Source organism: Marinomonas lutimaris (genome assembly GCF_019426345.1).
Taxonomy (GTDB): Bacteria; Pseudomonadota; Gammaproteobacteria; order Pseudomonadales; family Marinomonadaceae; genus Marinomonas; species Marinomonas lutimaris.
The window spans coordinates 43,270-58,684 of the sequence record NZ_JAHLLW010000007.1 but is presented as its reverse complement, the minus strand read 5'-3'; the positions used below and the strand labels follow the sequence as shown (position 1 = coordinate 58,684).

Sequence of the window (15,415 nt, the reverse complement as noted above, 5' to 3'; positions counted from 1 at the left end):
CATTTATAACCCATAGACTCCGCTTTTTCGTCTGTTTTTGCCTTGTCTTGGCTTCGCTCATGACGTCGTGTAAATATCTCATAATATTGAAAAAATCTCTGGTAGGTATTAGTCCACGTTGGTGGTTTTAGATGGTCGAATCAAACGCTCAATATTCGCTTCGCGCATGAGTCGTGTCATGGTTTGTGTGACCGCTTCGGCATGAGATAGTTTCATCACTTCGTTCAGCATAGCTTGTGATTGTTCCATTGAAATATTACGAATAACCGCTTTTACCTTAGGAAGACTAGTCGAACTCATAGACAACACATCGTAGCCCATGGCCATTAACAAAATAGCGCCCATCGGATCACCTGCCATTTCACCACATACGCTTAAACCAACACCTTCATCTCTGACCTGATCGACGATGCTAAGCAGTGCACGTAACACAGAAGGATGGAAAGAATTATATAAGTCTGCCACACGCGGGTTATTTCGATCTACAGCAAGCAAATATTGCGTTAAATCGTTGCTTCCTACGGATAAGAAATCAACCAATTCAGCTAACTCTTTGACTTGATAAACCGCGGCTGGAATCTCTATCATCACGCCAACTTGCGGCATTTTGACGTCGTAACCTTCTTCTTTCACTTCAGCATAACCCCGACGAATCAGCGCCAACGCCTCTTCGACTTCTGCAACATTGGAGATCATAGGCAGCATGATTTTTAGATTATACAAACCTGCGCTGGCTTTTATCATGGCGCGAATTTGCGCCATAAAAATTTCCAAATGATCCAGAGTAACTCGAATACCACGCCAACCTAAGAAAGGGTTCGCTTCGTTTATAGGGAAATAAGGCAGCGCTTTATCACCACCAATATCTAAGGTGCGAACCGTTACTGGAGAAGGCGCAAAGCCTTCTAATTGCTGACGATAAATAACCACCTGTTCCGCTTCAGTAGGGAAACGATCCCGCACCATGAAAGGCACTTCTGTACGATAAAGACCGATACCTTCCGCACCACGATCCAAGGAACGAGCAATATCTGCGGATAAACCAGTATTCACATACAAAGATAAACGATGACCATCAAGCGTTTCACAAGGTAGGTCTTTAAGTGTTTCGTATTCTTCTTCTAGTAAACGTTCTTCATCAACAATTTGTTGATAGTTTTCAATAAGCGCTTCAGATGGGTAGGTGAAAATCTTCCCCAAATAACCATCAACAATAAGCTCTACTTTATCCAGCTGAGCATAAGGCAAATCTAATGCGCCCATAACCGTTGGAATGCCCATCGCGCGAGCTAGAATCGCCACATGAGAGTTACCGGATCCCATTACTGAGACTAGGCCTTTGATCTTATCAATTGGAATTTCGCCAAGCATCGATGCTGTGAGCTCTTCACCAACAATAATGGAAGGCTCGCTAAAGCGCTCCGCGATATTAGGCGCTTTTTCTTGAAGATGTGACAATATACGGCGACCAAGATCACGAAGGTCGGATGCTCGCTCGCGTAAATAAGGGTCATCCATGCGGTTAAACTGCTGAATATGCGCCTGAATAACCTGTCTTAATGCACCTTGCGCCCAATTACCTTCTTTGATCTTTCGAACAATTTCACCAGCTATTGAGTTGTCATCTAAGATTTTTAGATAAACATCGAACAAGGCTTTTTCATCTTCTGAAAGATGTTGGCTAATTCGATTACTGGCTCGACGAATGTCTTGTCGAACGGCATCAAGTGCTTGATAAAAGTCCTGAATTTCTTCATCGAAATCGGTCGTGTGGCGGTCAGGAATAACATCCAAATCAGCTGGAGGGAAAACCACAACACCGCGGCCAATAGCAACACCAGAGCTTCCTGGGATGCCTTTGTAACGAAAATCTGATCCACTAGGAATAGCGTTGGGATTGAGGTTAGTAATCGCCCCTGTCGCTTCAGCGTGAGCAATAACACCCGCTAATTGAGCAGATAGAGTGATAAGAAAGGCTTCTTCGCCTTCATCAAAACGACGTTTATCTTCATGCTGAACCACCAACACGCCTAAGACTTGGCGATGATGAATAATAGGCACACCTAGAAAAGAACGGTATCGTTCTTCACCTGAGCCTTTTAGATAGTGGAAAGATGGGTGAATATGAGCATCTTCAAGGTTAACAGGTTCAGCCCTTCGGCCAACCAAACTAACTAGGCCTTCATCGGCTTTTAAACTAACATTACCTGCAACATCTGCATTCAAACCGCGTGTTGCCATCAAGACATATTCTTTGGTGTTCGTGTCTACCAAATAAATAGAACACACCTCTGCACGCATTGCTCTGCGGACACGTCGAACAATAATGTCCAGTGCCGCAGATAAAGACTGCGCGGCAGTCACCTCCTGGGTAATACGTCTTAACAAACTTAGCATAGCTCTCCCATCAATCTATAACCTCCAGCATCAAGCCAGCAAGTTTATCACTTTTCTAGTCTGCGATGTGCGCTGGGAATAAGCTCTTTTAAAGCTCGGCGGTAAACGTCTTTTTTGAACGCCACAACCTGACCAAGTGGATACCAATAACTTACCCAACGCCAGCCATCAAATTCAGGGGTTTCCGTTCCATCCACGCAAACAGAAGCATCAGAGCAACGAATAGAAAGAAGAAACCATTTTTGTTTTTGCCCAATACATAAAGGCTTACTATTGTGTCTTAGCATGCGCTTAGGAAGACGATAACGCAGCCATCCACGAGTTTTACCTATTACTTCCACCTGATGAGGATCTAAGCCTACTTCTTCTTTTAGCTCTCGAAATAAAGCGTCTTCAGGTGTCTCGTCGGATTTGATGCCTCCTTGAGGAAACTGCCAAGCATTTTGCCCTACTCGTCTCGCCCAAAGAAGCTGGCCACGCTCGTTCATCAATATGATGCCCACATTCGGTCTGTATCCGTCTGCATCAATCACGAGCTATCACCTTTTAATATAAAAATAAATTAGATTCATTGTTCCATAATTCCCCCATCCGCACAATTAAGACTGCTGTTATTTATTATCGCCAAGGCTATAATTCACGCACTTTTGAAGAATTGAGGACGGCTTGTGACACTCGCAATATTTGACTTAGACGGCACATTATTAAACGGCGACAGTGATTACACTTGGGGACAGTTTCTCGTTGAGAAAGAGCTTGTAAACAGTCAAGACTACAAACTGGCCAATGATAAGTTCTTTGAGGAGTACCAGGCGGGTACTTTAGACATTCACGAATACTTGGCATTTAGCTTAAAGCCATTAACCAAGTTTTCGAGGGAAGAATTAACCAAGCTGCACAACACTTTCATGCGAGAAAAAGTTCATCCGATGATGCAAGAGAAAGCTAACGCTTTAATAAAACATCACAAAGACCAAGGTCATTTCTTGCTGATGATCACCGCGACCAATCAATTCGTTACTGGACCAATAGGCGATGCTTTGGGTATGGATCACATCATTGCGCCTGTGCCAGAGATTATTGACGATCATTACACAGGCAAAATTGTTGGCGTGCCAAGCTTCCAAGACGGCAAGGTCACTCGTTTGAACGACTGGTTGGCTGAAACTGGTCACACGATGGAAGGTAGCTATTTTTACAGTGATTCTCGTAATGATTTGCCATTACTAGAATTAGTCAGCCACCCTATTGCTGTTGATGCTGATGAGACTCTAACAAAAATTGCGCAAGATCGTGGCTGGCAGCATATTTCGTTAAGAGATTAATTAACAAAATAATAAGAATGCCAAATGAAAAAGCGCTGCCAGATCCAATCCGACAGCGCTTTTTACTGTTAAATCATATAAACAAAGTGAGCTTATAAGCCCATATTGTTATGAATACGATAAAACAGGGCTTTTAGGTATTCAGTTTCTTCGATCGCAGGATGCACCGGATGATCTGGTGCTTGTGTTCCACGATAAATCAATTGCGAGAAACGCTCTAATTGACGACTATTGCTACGAATAATATCGTGCAATCGAGCTGTCTCTAAGTGCATAGAACACGAACCAGAAACCAAAATACCGCCCTTCGCAACCAAACGCATCGCTAACTGGTTTGCACGATGGTAAGCACCTTCGCCGGCTTTGATGTCTTTACGGCGAGCAATAAAGGCTGGTGGATCCATGACAACCACGTCGAAACGCTCTTTGTCTTCAATCAAAGACTGCATCGCTTCAAATGCATCTCCGTGCATCAAGTTAGAACCACCTTCGTATTGGTTCAACTTAAGATTTTCACCCACATGGCTTAAGGCACTTTCAGATGCGTCGATAAAAGTAACGTCAGTTGCACCAGCTGAAGCAGCTTGAACCCCCCAACCGCCAATGTAAGAAAAAATATCTAGTACGCGCTTGCCATCACAAAAGCCTTGCATGGTTTTACGGTTCTCACGGTGATCATAGAACCAGCCTGTTTTTTGCCCATCCCACACTGGCGCTTGGAATAACACACCGTTTTCTTGTAAGAAAACCAACTCAGGAACCGTGCCGAAAGCTTCTTCAACATAAGTTTCAAGACCTTCGATTTGACGCATCTTGCCATCATTTTTCATCAAAATAGCAGATGGTTTCACGACATCCTGCAAAGCTTCAATAATCTCGTTTTTCACCCGTTCCATGCCAGCTGTCGATATCTGCACTACCAAAATATCGGCAAAACGGTCAACAACCAAACCTGACAAGCCATCAGAATCACCAAACACAAGACGATAGTAAGGCGCTGAATAAGTAAGTTCGCGCAAAGACAAAGCAATCTTTATACGATGAACCAAGGTCGACTTGTTTAAAAAAGTATCGGTACTACGGCTCATTAAACGTCCGCAAATCAATGTGTTAGGATTTATTGTCGCAATACCAAGAGGCTTACCTTGAGCTGTTTCGACAACAACCTGATCCCCAGGGGTAAATTGCTTTAATGGCGTCGCTGAGGTATCTACCTCATTGCTGTAAATCCATTGATGTCCAGCCCTTAAACGGCGATCAGCTTGACCTTTTAGTCGAATAACACTCAAAATTTTCACCCAGTATATTTAAAAAACGCTATTATAAAGACTCTAGATTCAATTGCTACGAATTACGTAGTGGTAAAGTTACTTGCCTTAAAGAAGTGTGTCCATGTCATCTACATTAAATGAAAATCAGCTCAAACTCATCTTGCAAGGCATCAGTATTCCACCACAACCACAGATTATGGTGGATTTGCATATGGAACAAGCCATGCCTGACCCAGACATGGACCGCATATCAGAAATTATTTCACAGGATGTGAGCCTCTCAGCTGCTGTACTAAAGCTAGTCAACTCAGCTTCTTATGATTTACCCAAGAAAATCGCTTCAATTCAACAAGCGGTGATGCTACTTGGTCCAAGTAGCGTCACGAATATTGTGAATGGCCTTGCGGTAAAAAGTGAATTATCTGATGAAGCAATACAATCACTACACAGCTTTTGGGATACGGCGAGTGATGTTGCCGCAATTTGCTCAAGTCTAGCCAATCAGCTCGACTTTAAATATCAAGATGAATGCTATGCACTTGGGCTTTTTCATAATGCAGGCATTCCTTTGATGCTTAAGCGCTTCGACGGCTACCAAGATATATTAAAGCAAGGCTATCAAGATCCAGAATTCAACCTGACTGACGTTGAGAACCAAGCCTTTAAAACTAACCATTCCGTTGTCGGTTATTATTTGGCAAAGTCATGGGGGTTACCTAAAAGCTGCTGTGCTGTCATAGCCAAACACCACCGTGTCGAGTACTTATTCCGCCACAGGGTGCCAGGCGACTCGATTAATTTAACCTTTGCTTCCATTTTAAAAATGGCAGAACACATTGCCTCGACCTTTAGACACATAGGTGGAGCAAATGAAGACTATGAATGGCAAAAAATTGGGCATTACGCCCTAGATCATTTAGAACTGAGTGAATACGATTTCGAAGGCATGATTGAAGTCTGCCATGAGCAAGGCATCGGAACCATCTAGCTCTATTATTTTAAGAAAAGCCTAACCAGACATAAAAACGCCCAAGTGATTTACAAGCAAATAACTTGGGCGTTTTTATGTCCAGACCTCAGCAGCAGGAAAACAACGCTAGCGCGGGAACATCACCAGATGATCTAAATGAACGCTTAGCCCAATTTCCTGACCAACAGAATGATTATGGTGAGAAGAAGCGAAGCAATATACCACTTTGCCAGAAGATAATTTCACACGATATAAAAAGTGTGATCCACGAAACCATTTACTCACAATCACACCAACAAATTCACTGTCGTCGTCATGCAAAATATCATCAGGACGAACTAATAAGTCCACTTGGGTATTATCGGCAAAGCCGTGATCTAAATCGCCACGAATATTACCCAAATCTGAATGCACGCAATCTGTCCCACAGACTGTAGCGGTCAGAAAATCCCCATGGCCAATAAAACTCGCCACAAAGCGCGTTTCTGGTCGATGATAAATCTGATACGGCGAACCTGTCTGATGAATCATGCCTTCACTCATAACTGATACTTGATCCGCCATAGCAAAGGCTTCCATCTGATCATGAGTTACCAATAACGCGCTCATTTTTTCATGTTGCAATATGGCACGTATATCAGGCACCAATTCTTCTCTTAACTTGGCATCCAACCCAGAAAAAGGTTCGTCCATTAATAGCAGTTTAGGCTTAGGAGCAATGGCTCGTGCCAAGGCGACACGTTGCTGTTGACCACCAGAAAGCGAATGTGGATAGCGCGATTCGAAACCCGACAAACCAACCAGACTTAACAAATAGGTAACGCGCTCCTGTGCCGACTCTTTAGGCCAAGCAGATAAGCCAAAAGCAATATTCTGCGCAATGGTAAGATGTGGGAACAAGGCGATGTCTTGAAATACCATACCAATAAAACGGTTCTCAGGGTTAACACTGTGTGTTGGATTGGAAATTACCTCGCCATCAATACGTATTTCACCAGACATCAAAGACTCAAAGCCTGCAATTGCTCTGAGCAAAGTAGATTTACCGCAACCGCTTGGACCGAGCAGGCAACCTATCTGTCCTTCTAACAGTTTAAATGAAGCATTTTTAACAACCGCACCGCCATCATAACCAACCGAAACATCGGTCAGTGTCATTTCTTTCAATAGTTTATGAGGAGGTAACGATGTCATATGCGATCCTATTTTTAATAAACGCTATTTAGCACTATCGGTGCGAGAAGAAATGGAGCGGCTCAATAAAATCACTGGCACTAACCCCACCAGCACTATCATTAACGATGCTGGAGCCGCATCGACCAGTCGCTCATCTGACGCAAGTTCAAAAGCTCGCACCGCTAAAGTATTAAAATTAAATGGGCGCAACACCAAAGTCGCAGGTAATTCTTTCAATACATCAACAAAGACGATTAGCATGGCCGTCAATACGGAGCCTTTTAACAGCGGAATATGAATGCGCGTTAAAACTTTAAAAGGCGACATACCGAGCGAACGTCCCGCCATGTCCATACTTGGCTTAATCTTTCCGAGGCCATTTTGCACCGCACCTAAAGAAACGGCCATAAAACGAACCGTATAAGCAAAAAGCAACGCCACTAAGGTACCAGAGAAAATCAAACCGACTCTTTCGCCGCTATAATGTTTAACAAAATCAATAATGCGATGATCTAGCCAAGCCAACGGAACAATAGTGCCAATCGCAATAATCGTCCCCGGCAAGGCATAACCTAAGCCTGCAATACCAACTGATGCTCTGACCGCTTTACCATTATTCAAGCGAATGGCATAACTTAGAACCAAGGCTAAACTCACTACAATTAAAGAAGCCATAGCGGCAAGATAAAATGAATTCCACGCCAGTTGAATAAAGTTTGTGCCAGGCATTTCTGCTTTAAATACCGCCCAATACGCCAACACACTCACAGGAATAAGAAAGCCAACAAGGATAGGCAACCAGCAAAAGATACAGGCCAGCAAGCCACGACCACCGTTCAAAATCATACGTCGATTACTGGCCTTTTTTAGACCTGACGCATGGTAGCGAATGCGATGCCGTGAATATCGCTCAAGCAGAATCAATACTGCTACGAACATCAGCAAAATGCCCGCTAGCTGTGAGGCCGCAGCCACATCACCAAAACCATAAAAGGTTCGTAAAATACCCGTTGTGAATGTGTTGACGCTGAAATATTGCACTGTGCCATAATCGGCTAATGTTTCCATCAGTGCTAAGGTCAGACCCGTTACAATTGCCGGACGAGCAAGGGGAAGTGCCAATTTAAAAAAAACAGCGCGGCCAGAATAGCCAAGTGTTCGACTGACTTCTAAAGTGTTCTCAGACTGCTCTAAAAAAGCCGCTCTACTCATGAGATACACATAAGGATAAAGCACCAAAGTCAGCATAGCGATGGCGCCGCCAAGAGAACGTATTTCAAAGAACCAATATTCACCATAACGCCAACCGGTAAGGTCGCGAATGAAGGTTTGCACTGGGCCTGCAAAGTCCAACACACCAGTGTAGGTATAAGCAATAATATAAGCAGGCACAGCCATAGGTAACAGCAAAGCCCAAGAGAGAAAAGTACGACCAGGGAAATCACACATGCTAGTCAACCAAGCACAGGGCACACCAATAACCAGCACACCAATGCCAACACCTAGCATCAACAACAGTGAGTTCGAAATGTATTCTGCTAACACCGTCTGATAAAGGTGTCGCCACACTTCACCATCACCGATCAAAACATTAACCAAAACAACCAAAATGGGTAATGCCAAAATAGCGGCAATAAGCATTGCCGCTATTTTCAACCAATTCCACTTAGACTTACTTGCTAAACTCGGGTGAGCTAAATTAGCCATCAATCATCAAAAACCATATCAGAAAGCTCGTTGCACAGAGCGAATGTCAGAAAAATCACTTCCAACCAGCAATATCCATAATTTCAACGGCTTCGCGGTTGTTTTCACCTAATTGGCTTAATGAAATAGTATCCGCTCGGAAAGTACCAAATGGAGCTAGCATTTCTGGAGCACCAATGCCTTTTACCACAGGGTATTCGTTATTCACATGAGCGTACCATTCTTGAGATGCTTGATTGGTTAAAAATTCTAGCAGTAATGTGGCGTTTTCAATATTTGTTGCTGCGGCAGTGATACCTGCACCACTGACGTTTACATGAGCGCCACGTTCACCTTCTGCCTGATTAGGCCAGAACAATTTTACCTTTTCATAAACTGCTCTTTCGTCTGCACTATCACTTTGACCAAGACGACCATAATAATAAGTGTTCGCTAGAGTTAGATCACAAACACCCGCAGAAACTGCTTTTAATAGATCCACATCACCACCAAAAGGCGGACGTGCTAGGTTAGATACCAGCCCTTTGACCCAAGCTTGAGTTTTCTCACGACCATCAGCATCCAACATAGAAGCAACCAGAGATTGGTTATAGATATTAGCTGAAGAGCGCACACAAATACGTCCCTTCCACTTTGGATCAGCCAGGTCTTCGTAAGTAGACAACTCTTTTACTGATACTTTTTGGGGATTATAAAAAATTACGCGAGCACGCTGAGACAGGCCAAACCAGTAGCCATCACTGTCGCGTAAATGACTTGGAATATTAGCGCTTAATACGTCACTGTGGATTGGTTTTAATACCCCAGCCGCCTTTGCACGGTGCAAACGACCAGCATCAACCGTAATAAAAATATCTGCTGGGCTCGCGTCACCCTCGGCTTTTAGACGGCTCAATAGCGCATCAGCAGAACCCGTAATAAGGTTAACAACCACATCGTTTTGCTCTGAAAACTTATCCAACGCGGGCTTAATAAGAGATTCTTTACGGGCAGAATAGATGTTTACTTCGCCTTTGGCTTGTAAACCGGTAGAAAGAAGTAATGACGAGGCCAACGCAGCAAATCCAACATAATTCAACATAGACTTTCGTCCTTGCTTTTTCATCGCTTGGCACAATTTTACTGACATATTAACCTTCCACCTATTCAAGACATTCACTTTTCCCAAAGACAAAACATGCCTAAAGACAACGAGAGAAAAGACCATAAAAAATGAGACAAGAAATTAGCACAACACAATACTAAACACTAGCGATTATCATTTGTTCAAAGGGATTGGCGCATCTGTAAATAAGAGTAAAACCGAAGGCTGGCTTCGCTCGTTTTCAACTTGAGTCAGTCAACCTATTTAGGAGATAGCGAATAACAAAACTTAATGCAATAATTGATTAAGCCCATCGCCGATAGCCAGAGCATCATCCAATTCATAAATGATTCCCTCAGGCAGACCTGCTGCCTTAGCTACTGCTGCCGGAAACCCTTCTCGCACTAAGTCGTATTCTCGCTCACTGCGGATACACGCATTGATATAGCAGGCTAAATTCAATACACAGGCAAGTGGGTTTGGTTCATCATCCGAAAAAGGACGCTTATGATGCTGCACTGCATACCCTAGCCCAGCAGGGAACTTCCATAAATCCATTAGTGCTTTACCTGCATCTTGAGACGTAAAGCCAAGTAAATCTTGCTCTGCTTTCACACGACCCGCCTTACGATTTGCCACCAAAGATTGAATCTCTAACGCAATTTCAGGCGCTGTAAGATGCAACAACAATCGCCCGATGTTATGGACAATACCAACGGTAAACGCTTCGTCTTCTTGGACTAAAGGCGTACGTTTTGCAAACCATTGCGCCAACTCGGCGACACGAAAAGAATCAGCCCAAAACTCAGGCAGCTTAATCCCCTCTACCTTTGCGACAGAATTGGAAAAGCCAGAAGCAATAACCAAGGTTTTTAGCTTGTCAGTACCTAGTAATACAGTCGCCTCATCGATAGAAGATATTTTTCTCGATAAACCGAAATAGGCTGAGTTAACCACGCGTAATACTTTTAATGAAATAGTCTGATCGTGAGAAACACGCTCAGTGAGGTCAGAATATTTTACATTTGGATCACTAAGAAGCTGAATCAGCTCGCGAACAACATCTGGAACATTGGGAAGTTTGTCCGTTTTCTTTAGGAGATCTGTTGCTTGCATAGCATTCCGCCTTTTACTCTAATTGGTTGCATATCTATACATGCAGAATAAGACACAAAGCACGTTTTGCAACCGGAAATACGTAGCGTTTTGAAAAGCTCCAAATAGCAATAGCCAAAAAAGAGCTCATATTAAGAAAAAGACGACAAACCTGCTGCTCGGGCAACCAATTTTTTCTTCAAAGACTCACCTTGATTAAATTGCTTCATACCGATATTTCTTAGCTGAACAACAAGAGGTTGTTGCGTCGAAAATAGACGTTTAAAGGATTCCATACCTGCGGCCATAGCAATGTTATCTAGCATACGAGCACGCTGGTAACGGCGCAATACTTTACTAGCCCCAAGATGCTCGCCACGTCGATAGGCTTTTTCTAGCACTTCTACTAATGCTTTTACATCACCAAAACCTAAGTTTGCCCCCTGTCCAGCTAAAGGGTGAATCGTGTGTGCGGCATCACCAACCAATGCCAATCCGGATTTTACATATTGCTTGGCATGACGCTGTCTCAATGGGATCGCTTGACGAACTTGAGTGAGCCCCAAAACATCAAATCGTTTGTTCATTGCGTAATGCAAACGACGACAAAAAGCATCTTCATCAAGCGCCATCAGAGATTCAGCTTCTTTTGGCGGTACGGACCAAACAATGGACACAAAATGTTTTTGATTGACTGAAGGAAGTGGAAGAAATGCCAAAATGCCTTCTTCACCCAAACTCTGCCAAGCAGTATTTTCATGGGATTGCGCTATTTCGATAGTCGTTACGATCGCATGATGACCATAGTCCCACTCAACCGTATCAAAAGCATTCTCGCTACGCAGTTTGGACATAGCGCCATCTGCAGCAATAATGGCTTGCGCATCCAGCATATGCCCAGAGGTTAGCTCCACTCTTACACCAGACTCACTTAATTCATGAGACTCTAAAGTATCGCCTAAATACAGGTCGATATTTTTTAAGCGTTGGACCTGTACCATTAATTGTTGATTTAAAACGGCATTTTCCACCAAATGACCAAGCTCAGGCATAGCCGTCGCTTGAGCATTAAAATCTATAAAACCGTCTCCAAGGCCATCCCAAACCACCATATTGTCATAGGAGGCAATACGGTCATGGGCAATGCCCTGCCACACATTGGCTTTTTCAAGTAAGCTCTTTGATTGGCTGGAAATAGCACTCACTCGAGCATCGTAGGCTGGCGGAGTCGACAGACGATATTCGCCGTCATGTTTATCAACAAGGGCAATTCGCAAAGAAGATTTAGCCAACAATATCGCAGACAAAGCACCAACCATACCAGCGCCCACTATTATCAAATCGTACGACTTAGCCATCTTCTTTACTCCGTCTCGTCTCAGTGTTTTTTATCGACTTTCAGCCATGAAAGCTTCAATGTCAGCGATTTCTTTTGGTAAGCCATGAGTTAAAACATAAGGGCCATCGGCACGAATAAGCACATCGTCTTCAATACGAATACCTATGCCTCGCCATTTTGCATCTACGGATTCATTATCGGCTGAAACATAAAGGCCAGGCTCAATAGTGAGCACCATACCTTCTTCCAATAAGCGAGATTCACCGGCGATTTTGTAAGCACCACAGTCATGCACATCCAGACCTAGCCAATGTCCTGTATTGTGCATATAAAAGTCTCTGTATGCCTTGCTCTCGATCAGTAAATCCACATCACCCGTTAACAAACCATGAGCCACTAAACCTTGAGTCAGCGTCCGCACCGCTGCATTATGGCAAGCTTCATAAGGCGTCCCCACATTAAGCTCTTTCATACCTGCATGGTAAGCGTCTAATACAACTTGGTATAAAGCGGCTTGTGGCTCACTAAATTTACCCGTTGCAGGAAAAGTACGAGTAATGTCCGCAGCGTAACACCCCAACTCCGCCCCCGCATCAATTAAGATCAGGTCGCCCTCGTCGATCTCTTCGTCATTTTTGATGTAATGCAAAACACAAGCATTGCTACCTGAAGCTACAATATTGTTATACGCAGGTTGGCGCGCACCGGACTTCATAAACACATAATTCAATTCTGCTTCTAACTGGTATTCATTCATACCAGGACGAACAGATCGCATAGCTTGCTTATGCGCTTCAACACTGATTTGCGCAGCGGCTTCCATAATGGCAATTTCTTCTGCGTCTTTGTGCAAACGCATTTCAGCAACCTGAGGGGCAAGATCAATGAAGCTTGCTGGTGCAACAGCGCCGACTCTGACCCGTGCGGCAATAGCATCACGCCAGCTGGCAATTTTTTCGCGTAAAACATCATCATTAAACAAATACACCACATGTTGCACGCCATCCAGAGCAGAAAAAGCGACCTTGTCTAACTCTTCTAGCGGAGCGGCATCACTTGCGCCAAAATTTGCTATCGCCCCCTCACTACCAAAACGAAAACCATCCCATTGCTCACGCTCAGGATCTTTTGGCAAAGTCACTAAGGTCATTTCCCCACGGCCACTAATAATGGCGTAGGCGCTTGGTTCAGGAAATCCCGTTAAGTAGAAAAAGCTACTATGCGGACGAAACTCATACTCACAATCATTGTTACGAGTCGCCAACTCACCCGTTCGCAAAACAACCACACTGTTTTCAGGTAACGATTGCATCAAGCGTTCACGACGAGCTTGGTAAGTTTGAGTCTCGATTTTCATAGAAGGTCTCTCTTGTTAATTGTCATTCCATTTAACACTAGCGATAACAGTTTGATTTAGTATAAAAATCTAGTGCAGGGAATTCTGTTTAGTATGATCTACATCGGGATTGATATCATGATGTTCAGTGTACAACATCATTGCCGACAGTCTGACGTACTCAACCAATTCTGTTAAATCAGCTTCGTTATCATTGTTGTCTTCTAATGCGCGCATCTCCGCTTGCATGCCAGAGATATTGGCAAAATCACGCAGAATTTGCTTAGTCTCATCAGACAAATCATTTTTTTGCCCAGACAAGCCATAACCAGCCAAAAAGCCATGGGCCCATTGCGCCAAAGTCACGCCTCTTTCGCATAATTCAGCATCTTCATCGGAAATGCTCGGCACAAGCGCAAACTCGCCATTTTGGAACAAAGTCAGTGTGGCTGTATAAAGCTCAACGATTACAGCTCGGCTAGCGTCTTCTTTCCAACCTTCGATATCACAAAACTCTACAACCATGGTAAGCCAATCTTCCAATGGCAGAGTCACACCAGACGCCAAATAACCACAAAGTTGGCCATGTAATTCTGATGGTGACGCGGTAATGGATTCTGTGACAAAAACATCGGCGATTAAATCGAAGTCCAATGCGTCTTTTAACATTTCTGTGGACATAAACTGTCTACCTATTTCTGTTCAATTTATAAAAAAGAAGCCGCACCTAGTGGCGCGGCTTTCTGTCACATATTGCGATCTCATACCAACAATATGGGGCAGTGATACAAACCTTTCAAGTCTATTAGCCTAGTTGTTTCAGGCCAGATTCTAATGTTTGTAGAATTAAAGTATTGATTGTCATTGGACCAACGCCACCAGGAACGGGTGTGTAAGCCGCAACACGATCTTTCAATGGTCCCAATTCAATATCACCAATACCACCAGGGTGGTAACCAGCATCGACAACAATTGCGCCGTCTTTAATCCATTCCGCTTTGATTAACTCTGGTTTGCCTACAGCGCCGACGATCACATCGGCTTGCTTAACAAATTCAGACAAGTTTTGAGTACGAGAGTGGCACATTGTTACCGTAGCATTAGCGTTCAACATCATCATCGCCATCGGCTTGCCAAGAATTGGGCTACGACCAACCACAACAACATGCTTCCCTTCTAATGCTATGTCGTAAGCGGCAAGCAAACGCATAATACCCGCTGGAGTCGCTGCACCGTAAGCAGGCTCTTTCATTGCCATACGGCCAAAGCCAAGGCAAGTCACACCATCGACATCTTTATGGGCAGCAATCGCGTCAAAACATAGACGCTCATCAACTTGTACTGGAACGGGATGTTGTAGCAAAATCCCATGCACATCAGGGTTATTATTTAGCTCATTAATTTTGTTTAAAAGCTGCTCTGTCGTTGTGCTTTCAGGCAGTTCAATAGCCATAGAATCCATGCCAACGCGACGACAAGCATTGCCTTTCATTTTCACATAAGTGGCTGATGCTGGATCAGCACCCACTAATATTGTTGCTAGAATAGGGGTGCAACCGGTACGCGCTTTAAGCTCAGTAACTTGAGCCTTTAGGCGATTTTCAGTTTCTTTGGCGCAAAGTTTGCCGTCAAGAACCAGTGCAGTCATGAATGAGCTCCAGTAAAATTAGAGTGATGTATGAGGGAGCGGCATTATACCTCAACTTTTGCCTTGA

General features: G+C 43.8%; 13 protein-coding genes. 2 read left to right on the top strand and 11 right to left on the bottom strand.

From position 1 onward, the window contains the following. Positions 1-108: 108 nt before the first annotated feature. Positions 109-2,397, bottom strand: a complete 2,289-nt coding sequence (ptsP, locus tag KPL72_RS10055; protein ID WP_212916442.1) for a phosphoenolpyruvate--protein phosphotransferase — start codon at positions 2,395-2,397, stop codon at positions 109-111. A 47-nt stretch (positions 2,398-2,444) separates the two neighbouring features. After that, positions 2,445-2,930 (bottom strand): RNA pyrophosphohydrolase, encoded by a 486-nt coding sequence (locus tag KPL72_RS10050; protein ID WP_219702634.1) that lies wholly within the window; start codon positions 2,928-2,930, stop codon positions 2,445-2,447. A gap of 135 nt (positions 2,931-3,065) precedes the next feature. Here KPL72_RS10050 and KPL72_RS10040 point away from each other — a divergent pair, with 135 nt between their 5' ends. Continuing rightward, a complete protein-coding gene (locus KPL72_RS10040) occupies positions 3,066-3,722 on the top strand; it encodes a histidinol-phosphatase (RefSeq protein WP_219702632.1) in 657 nt (218 codons plus the stop codon). Positions 3,723-3,814: 92 nt separating this feature from the next. Here the strand turns inward: KPL72_RS10040 and KPL72_RS10035 are convergent, their stop codons facing one another. Further along, complete coding sequence (locus tag KPL72_RS10035) at positions 3,815-5,011, bottom strand: class I SAM-dependent rRNA methyltransferase (protein ID WP_212916445.1); 1,197 nt, start codon at positions 5,009-5,011, stop codon at positions 3,815-3,817. Between the two features lie 103 nt (positions 5,012-5,114). On the opposite strand from KPL72_RS10035, the gene KPL72_RS10030 reads away from it, so the two are divergent. Continuing rightward, complete coding sequence (locus KPL72_RS10030; RefSeq protein WP_212916446.1) at positions 5,115-5,981, top strand: HDOD domain-containing protein; 867 nt, start codon at positions 5,115-5,117, stop codon at positions 5,979-5,981. 108 nt (positions 5,982-6,089) lie between these two features. Here the strand turns inward: KPL72_RS10030 and KPL72_RS10025 are convergent, their stop codons facing one another. From KPL72_RS10025 to folD, 8 genes are all read right to left on the bottom strand, one after another. Then, a complete protein-coding gene (locus KPL72_RS10025; RefSeq protein ID WP_219702631.1) occupies positions 6,090-7,157 on the bottom strand; it encodes an ABC transporter ATP-binding protein in 1,068 nt (355 codons plus the stop codon). 24 nt (positions 7,158-7,181) lie between these two features. Next, entirely contained in the window at positions 7,182-8,846 is a 1,665-nt protein-coding gene (locus KPL72_RS10020) for an ABC transporter permease (RefSeq protein ID WP_219702630.1), read from the bottom strand. 55 nt (positions 8,847-8,901) lie between these two features. Continuing rightward, a complete protein-coding gene (locus tag KPL72_RS10015; RefSeq protein ID WP_219702723.1) occupies positions 8,902-9,951 on the bottom strand; it encodes a Fe(3+) ABC transporter substrate-binding protein in 1,050 nt (349 codons plus the stop codon). A gap of 267 nt (positions 9,952-10,218) precedes the next feature. Next, entirely contained in the window at positions 10,219-11,046 is an 828-nt protein-coding gene (locus KPL72_RS10010; RefSeq protein WP_219702629.1) for an HDOD domain-containing protein, read from the bottom strand. Positions 11,047-11,177: 131 nt separating this feature from the next. Continuing rightward, complete coding sequence (locus tag KPL72_RS10005) at positions 11,178-12,383, bottom strand: UbiH/UbiF/VisC/COQ6 family ubiquinone biosynthesis hydroxylase (protein ID WP_219702628.1); 1,206 nt, start codon at positions 12,381-12,383, stop codon at positions 11,178-11,180. A 30-nt stretch (positions 12,384-12,413) separates the two neighbouring features. Next, the gene (locus KPL72_RS10000; RefSeq protein WP_219702627.1) at positions 12,414-13,721 is read right to left on the bottom strand and encodes an aminopeptidase P N-terminal domain-containing protein; all 1,308 of its coding nucleotides are present in this window, start codon (positions 13,719-13,721) and stop codon (positions 12,414-12,416) included. A gap of 69 nt (positions 13,722-13,790) precedes the next feature. Next, positions 13,791-14,381, bottom strand: coding sequence for a UPF0149 family protein (locus KPL72_RS09995; RefSeq protein WP_212916453.1), 591 nt, complete (start codon positions 14,379-14,381; stop codon positions 13,791-13,793). A gap of 124 nt (positions 14,382-14,505) precedes the next feature. Beyond that, on the bottom strand, positions 14,506-15,348 hold the full coding sequence (gene folD / locus KPL72_RS09990; protein ID WP_219702626.1) for a bifunctional methylenetetrahydrofolate dehydrogenase/methenyltetrahydrofolate cyclohydrolase FolD: 843 nt from the start codon (positions 15,346-15,348) through the stop codon (positions 14,506-14,508). Between the last annotated feature and the right edge of the window lie 67 nt (positions 15,349-15,415).

Excerpts from the sequence above, each read along its gene's own strand:
- ptsP (WP_212916442.1), bottom strand. The coding sequence starts at position 2,397 with ATGCTAAGTTTGTTAAGACGTATTACCCAGGAGGTGACTGCCGCGCAG.
- KPL72_RS10030 (WP_212916446.1), top strand. The coding sequence starts at position 5,115 with ATGTCATCTACATTAAATGAAAATCAGCTCAAACTCATCTTGCAAGGC.
- KPL72_RS10025 (WP_219702631.1), bottom strand. The coding sequence starts at position 7,157 with ATGACATCGTTACCTCCTCATAAACTATTGAAAGAAATGACACTGACC.
- KPL72_RS10020 (WP_219702630.1), bottom strand. The coding sequence starts at position 8,846 with ATGGCTAATTTAGCTCACCCGAGTTTAGCAAGTAAGTCTAAGTGGAAT.
- KPL72_RS10015 (WP_219702723.1), bottom strand. The coding sequence starts at position 9,951 with ATGAAAAAGCAAGGACGAAAGTCTATGTTGAATTATGTTGGATTTGCT.
- KPL72_RS10010 (WP_219702629.1), bottom strand. The coding sequence starts at position 11,046 with ATGCAAGCAACAGATCTCCTAAAGAAAACGGACAAACTTCCCAATGTT.
- KPL72_RS10005 (WP_219702628.1), bottom strand. The coding sequence starts at position 12,383 with ATGGCTAAGTCGTACGATTTGATAATAGTGGGCGCTGGTATGGTTGGT.
- KPL72_RS10000 (WP_219702627.1), bottom strand. The coding sequence starts at position 13,721 with ATGAAAATCGAGACTCAAACTTACCAAGCTCGTCGTGAACGCTTGATG.
- KPL72_RS09995 (WP_212916453.1), bottom strand. The coding sequence starts at position 14,381 with ATGTCCACAGAAATGTTAAAAGACGCATTGGACTTCGATTTAATCGCC.
- folD (WP_219702626.1), bottom strand. The coding sequence starts at position 15,348 with ATGACTGCACTGGTTCTTGACGGCAAACTTTGCGCCAAAGAAACTGAA.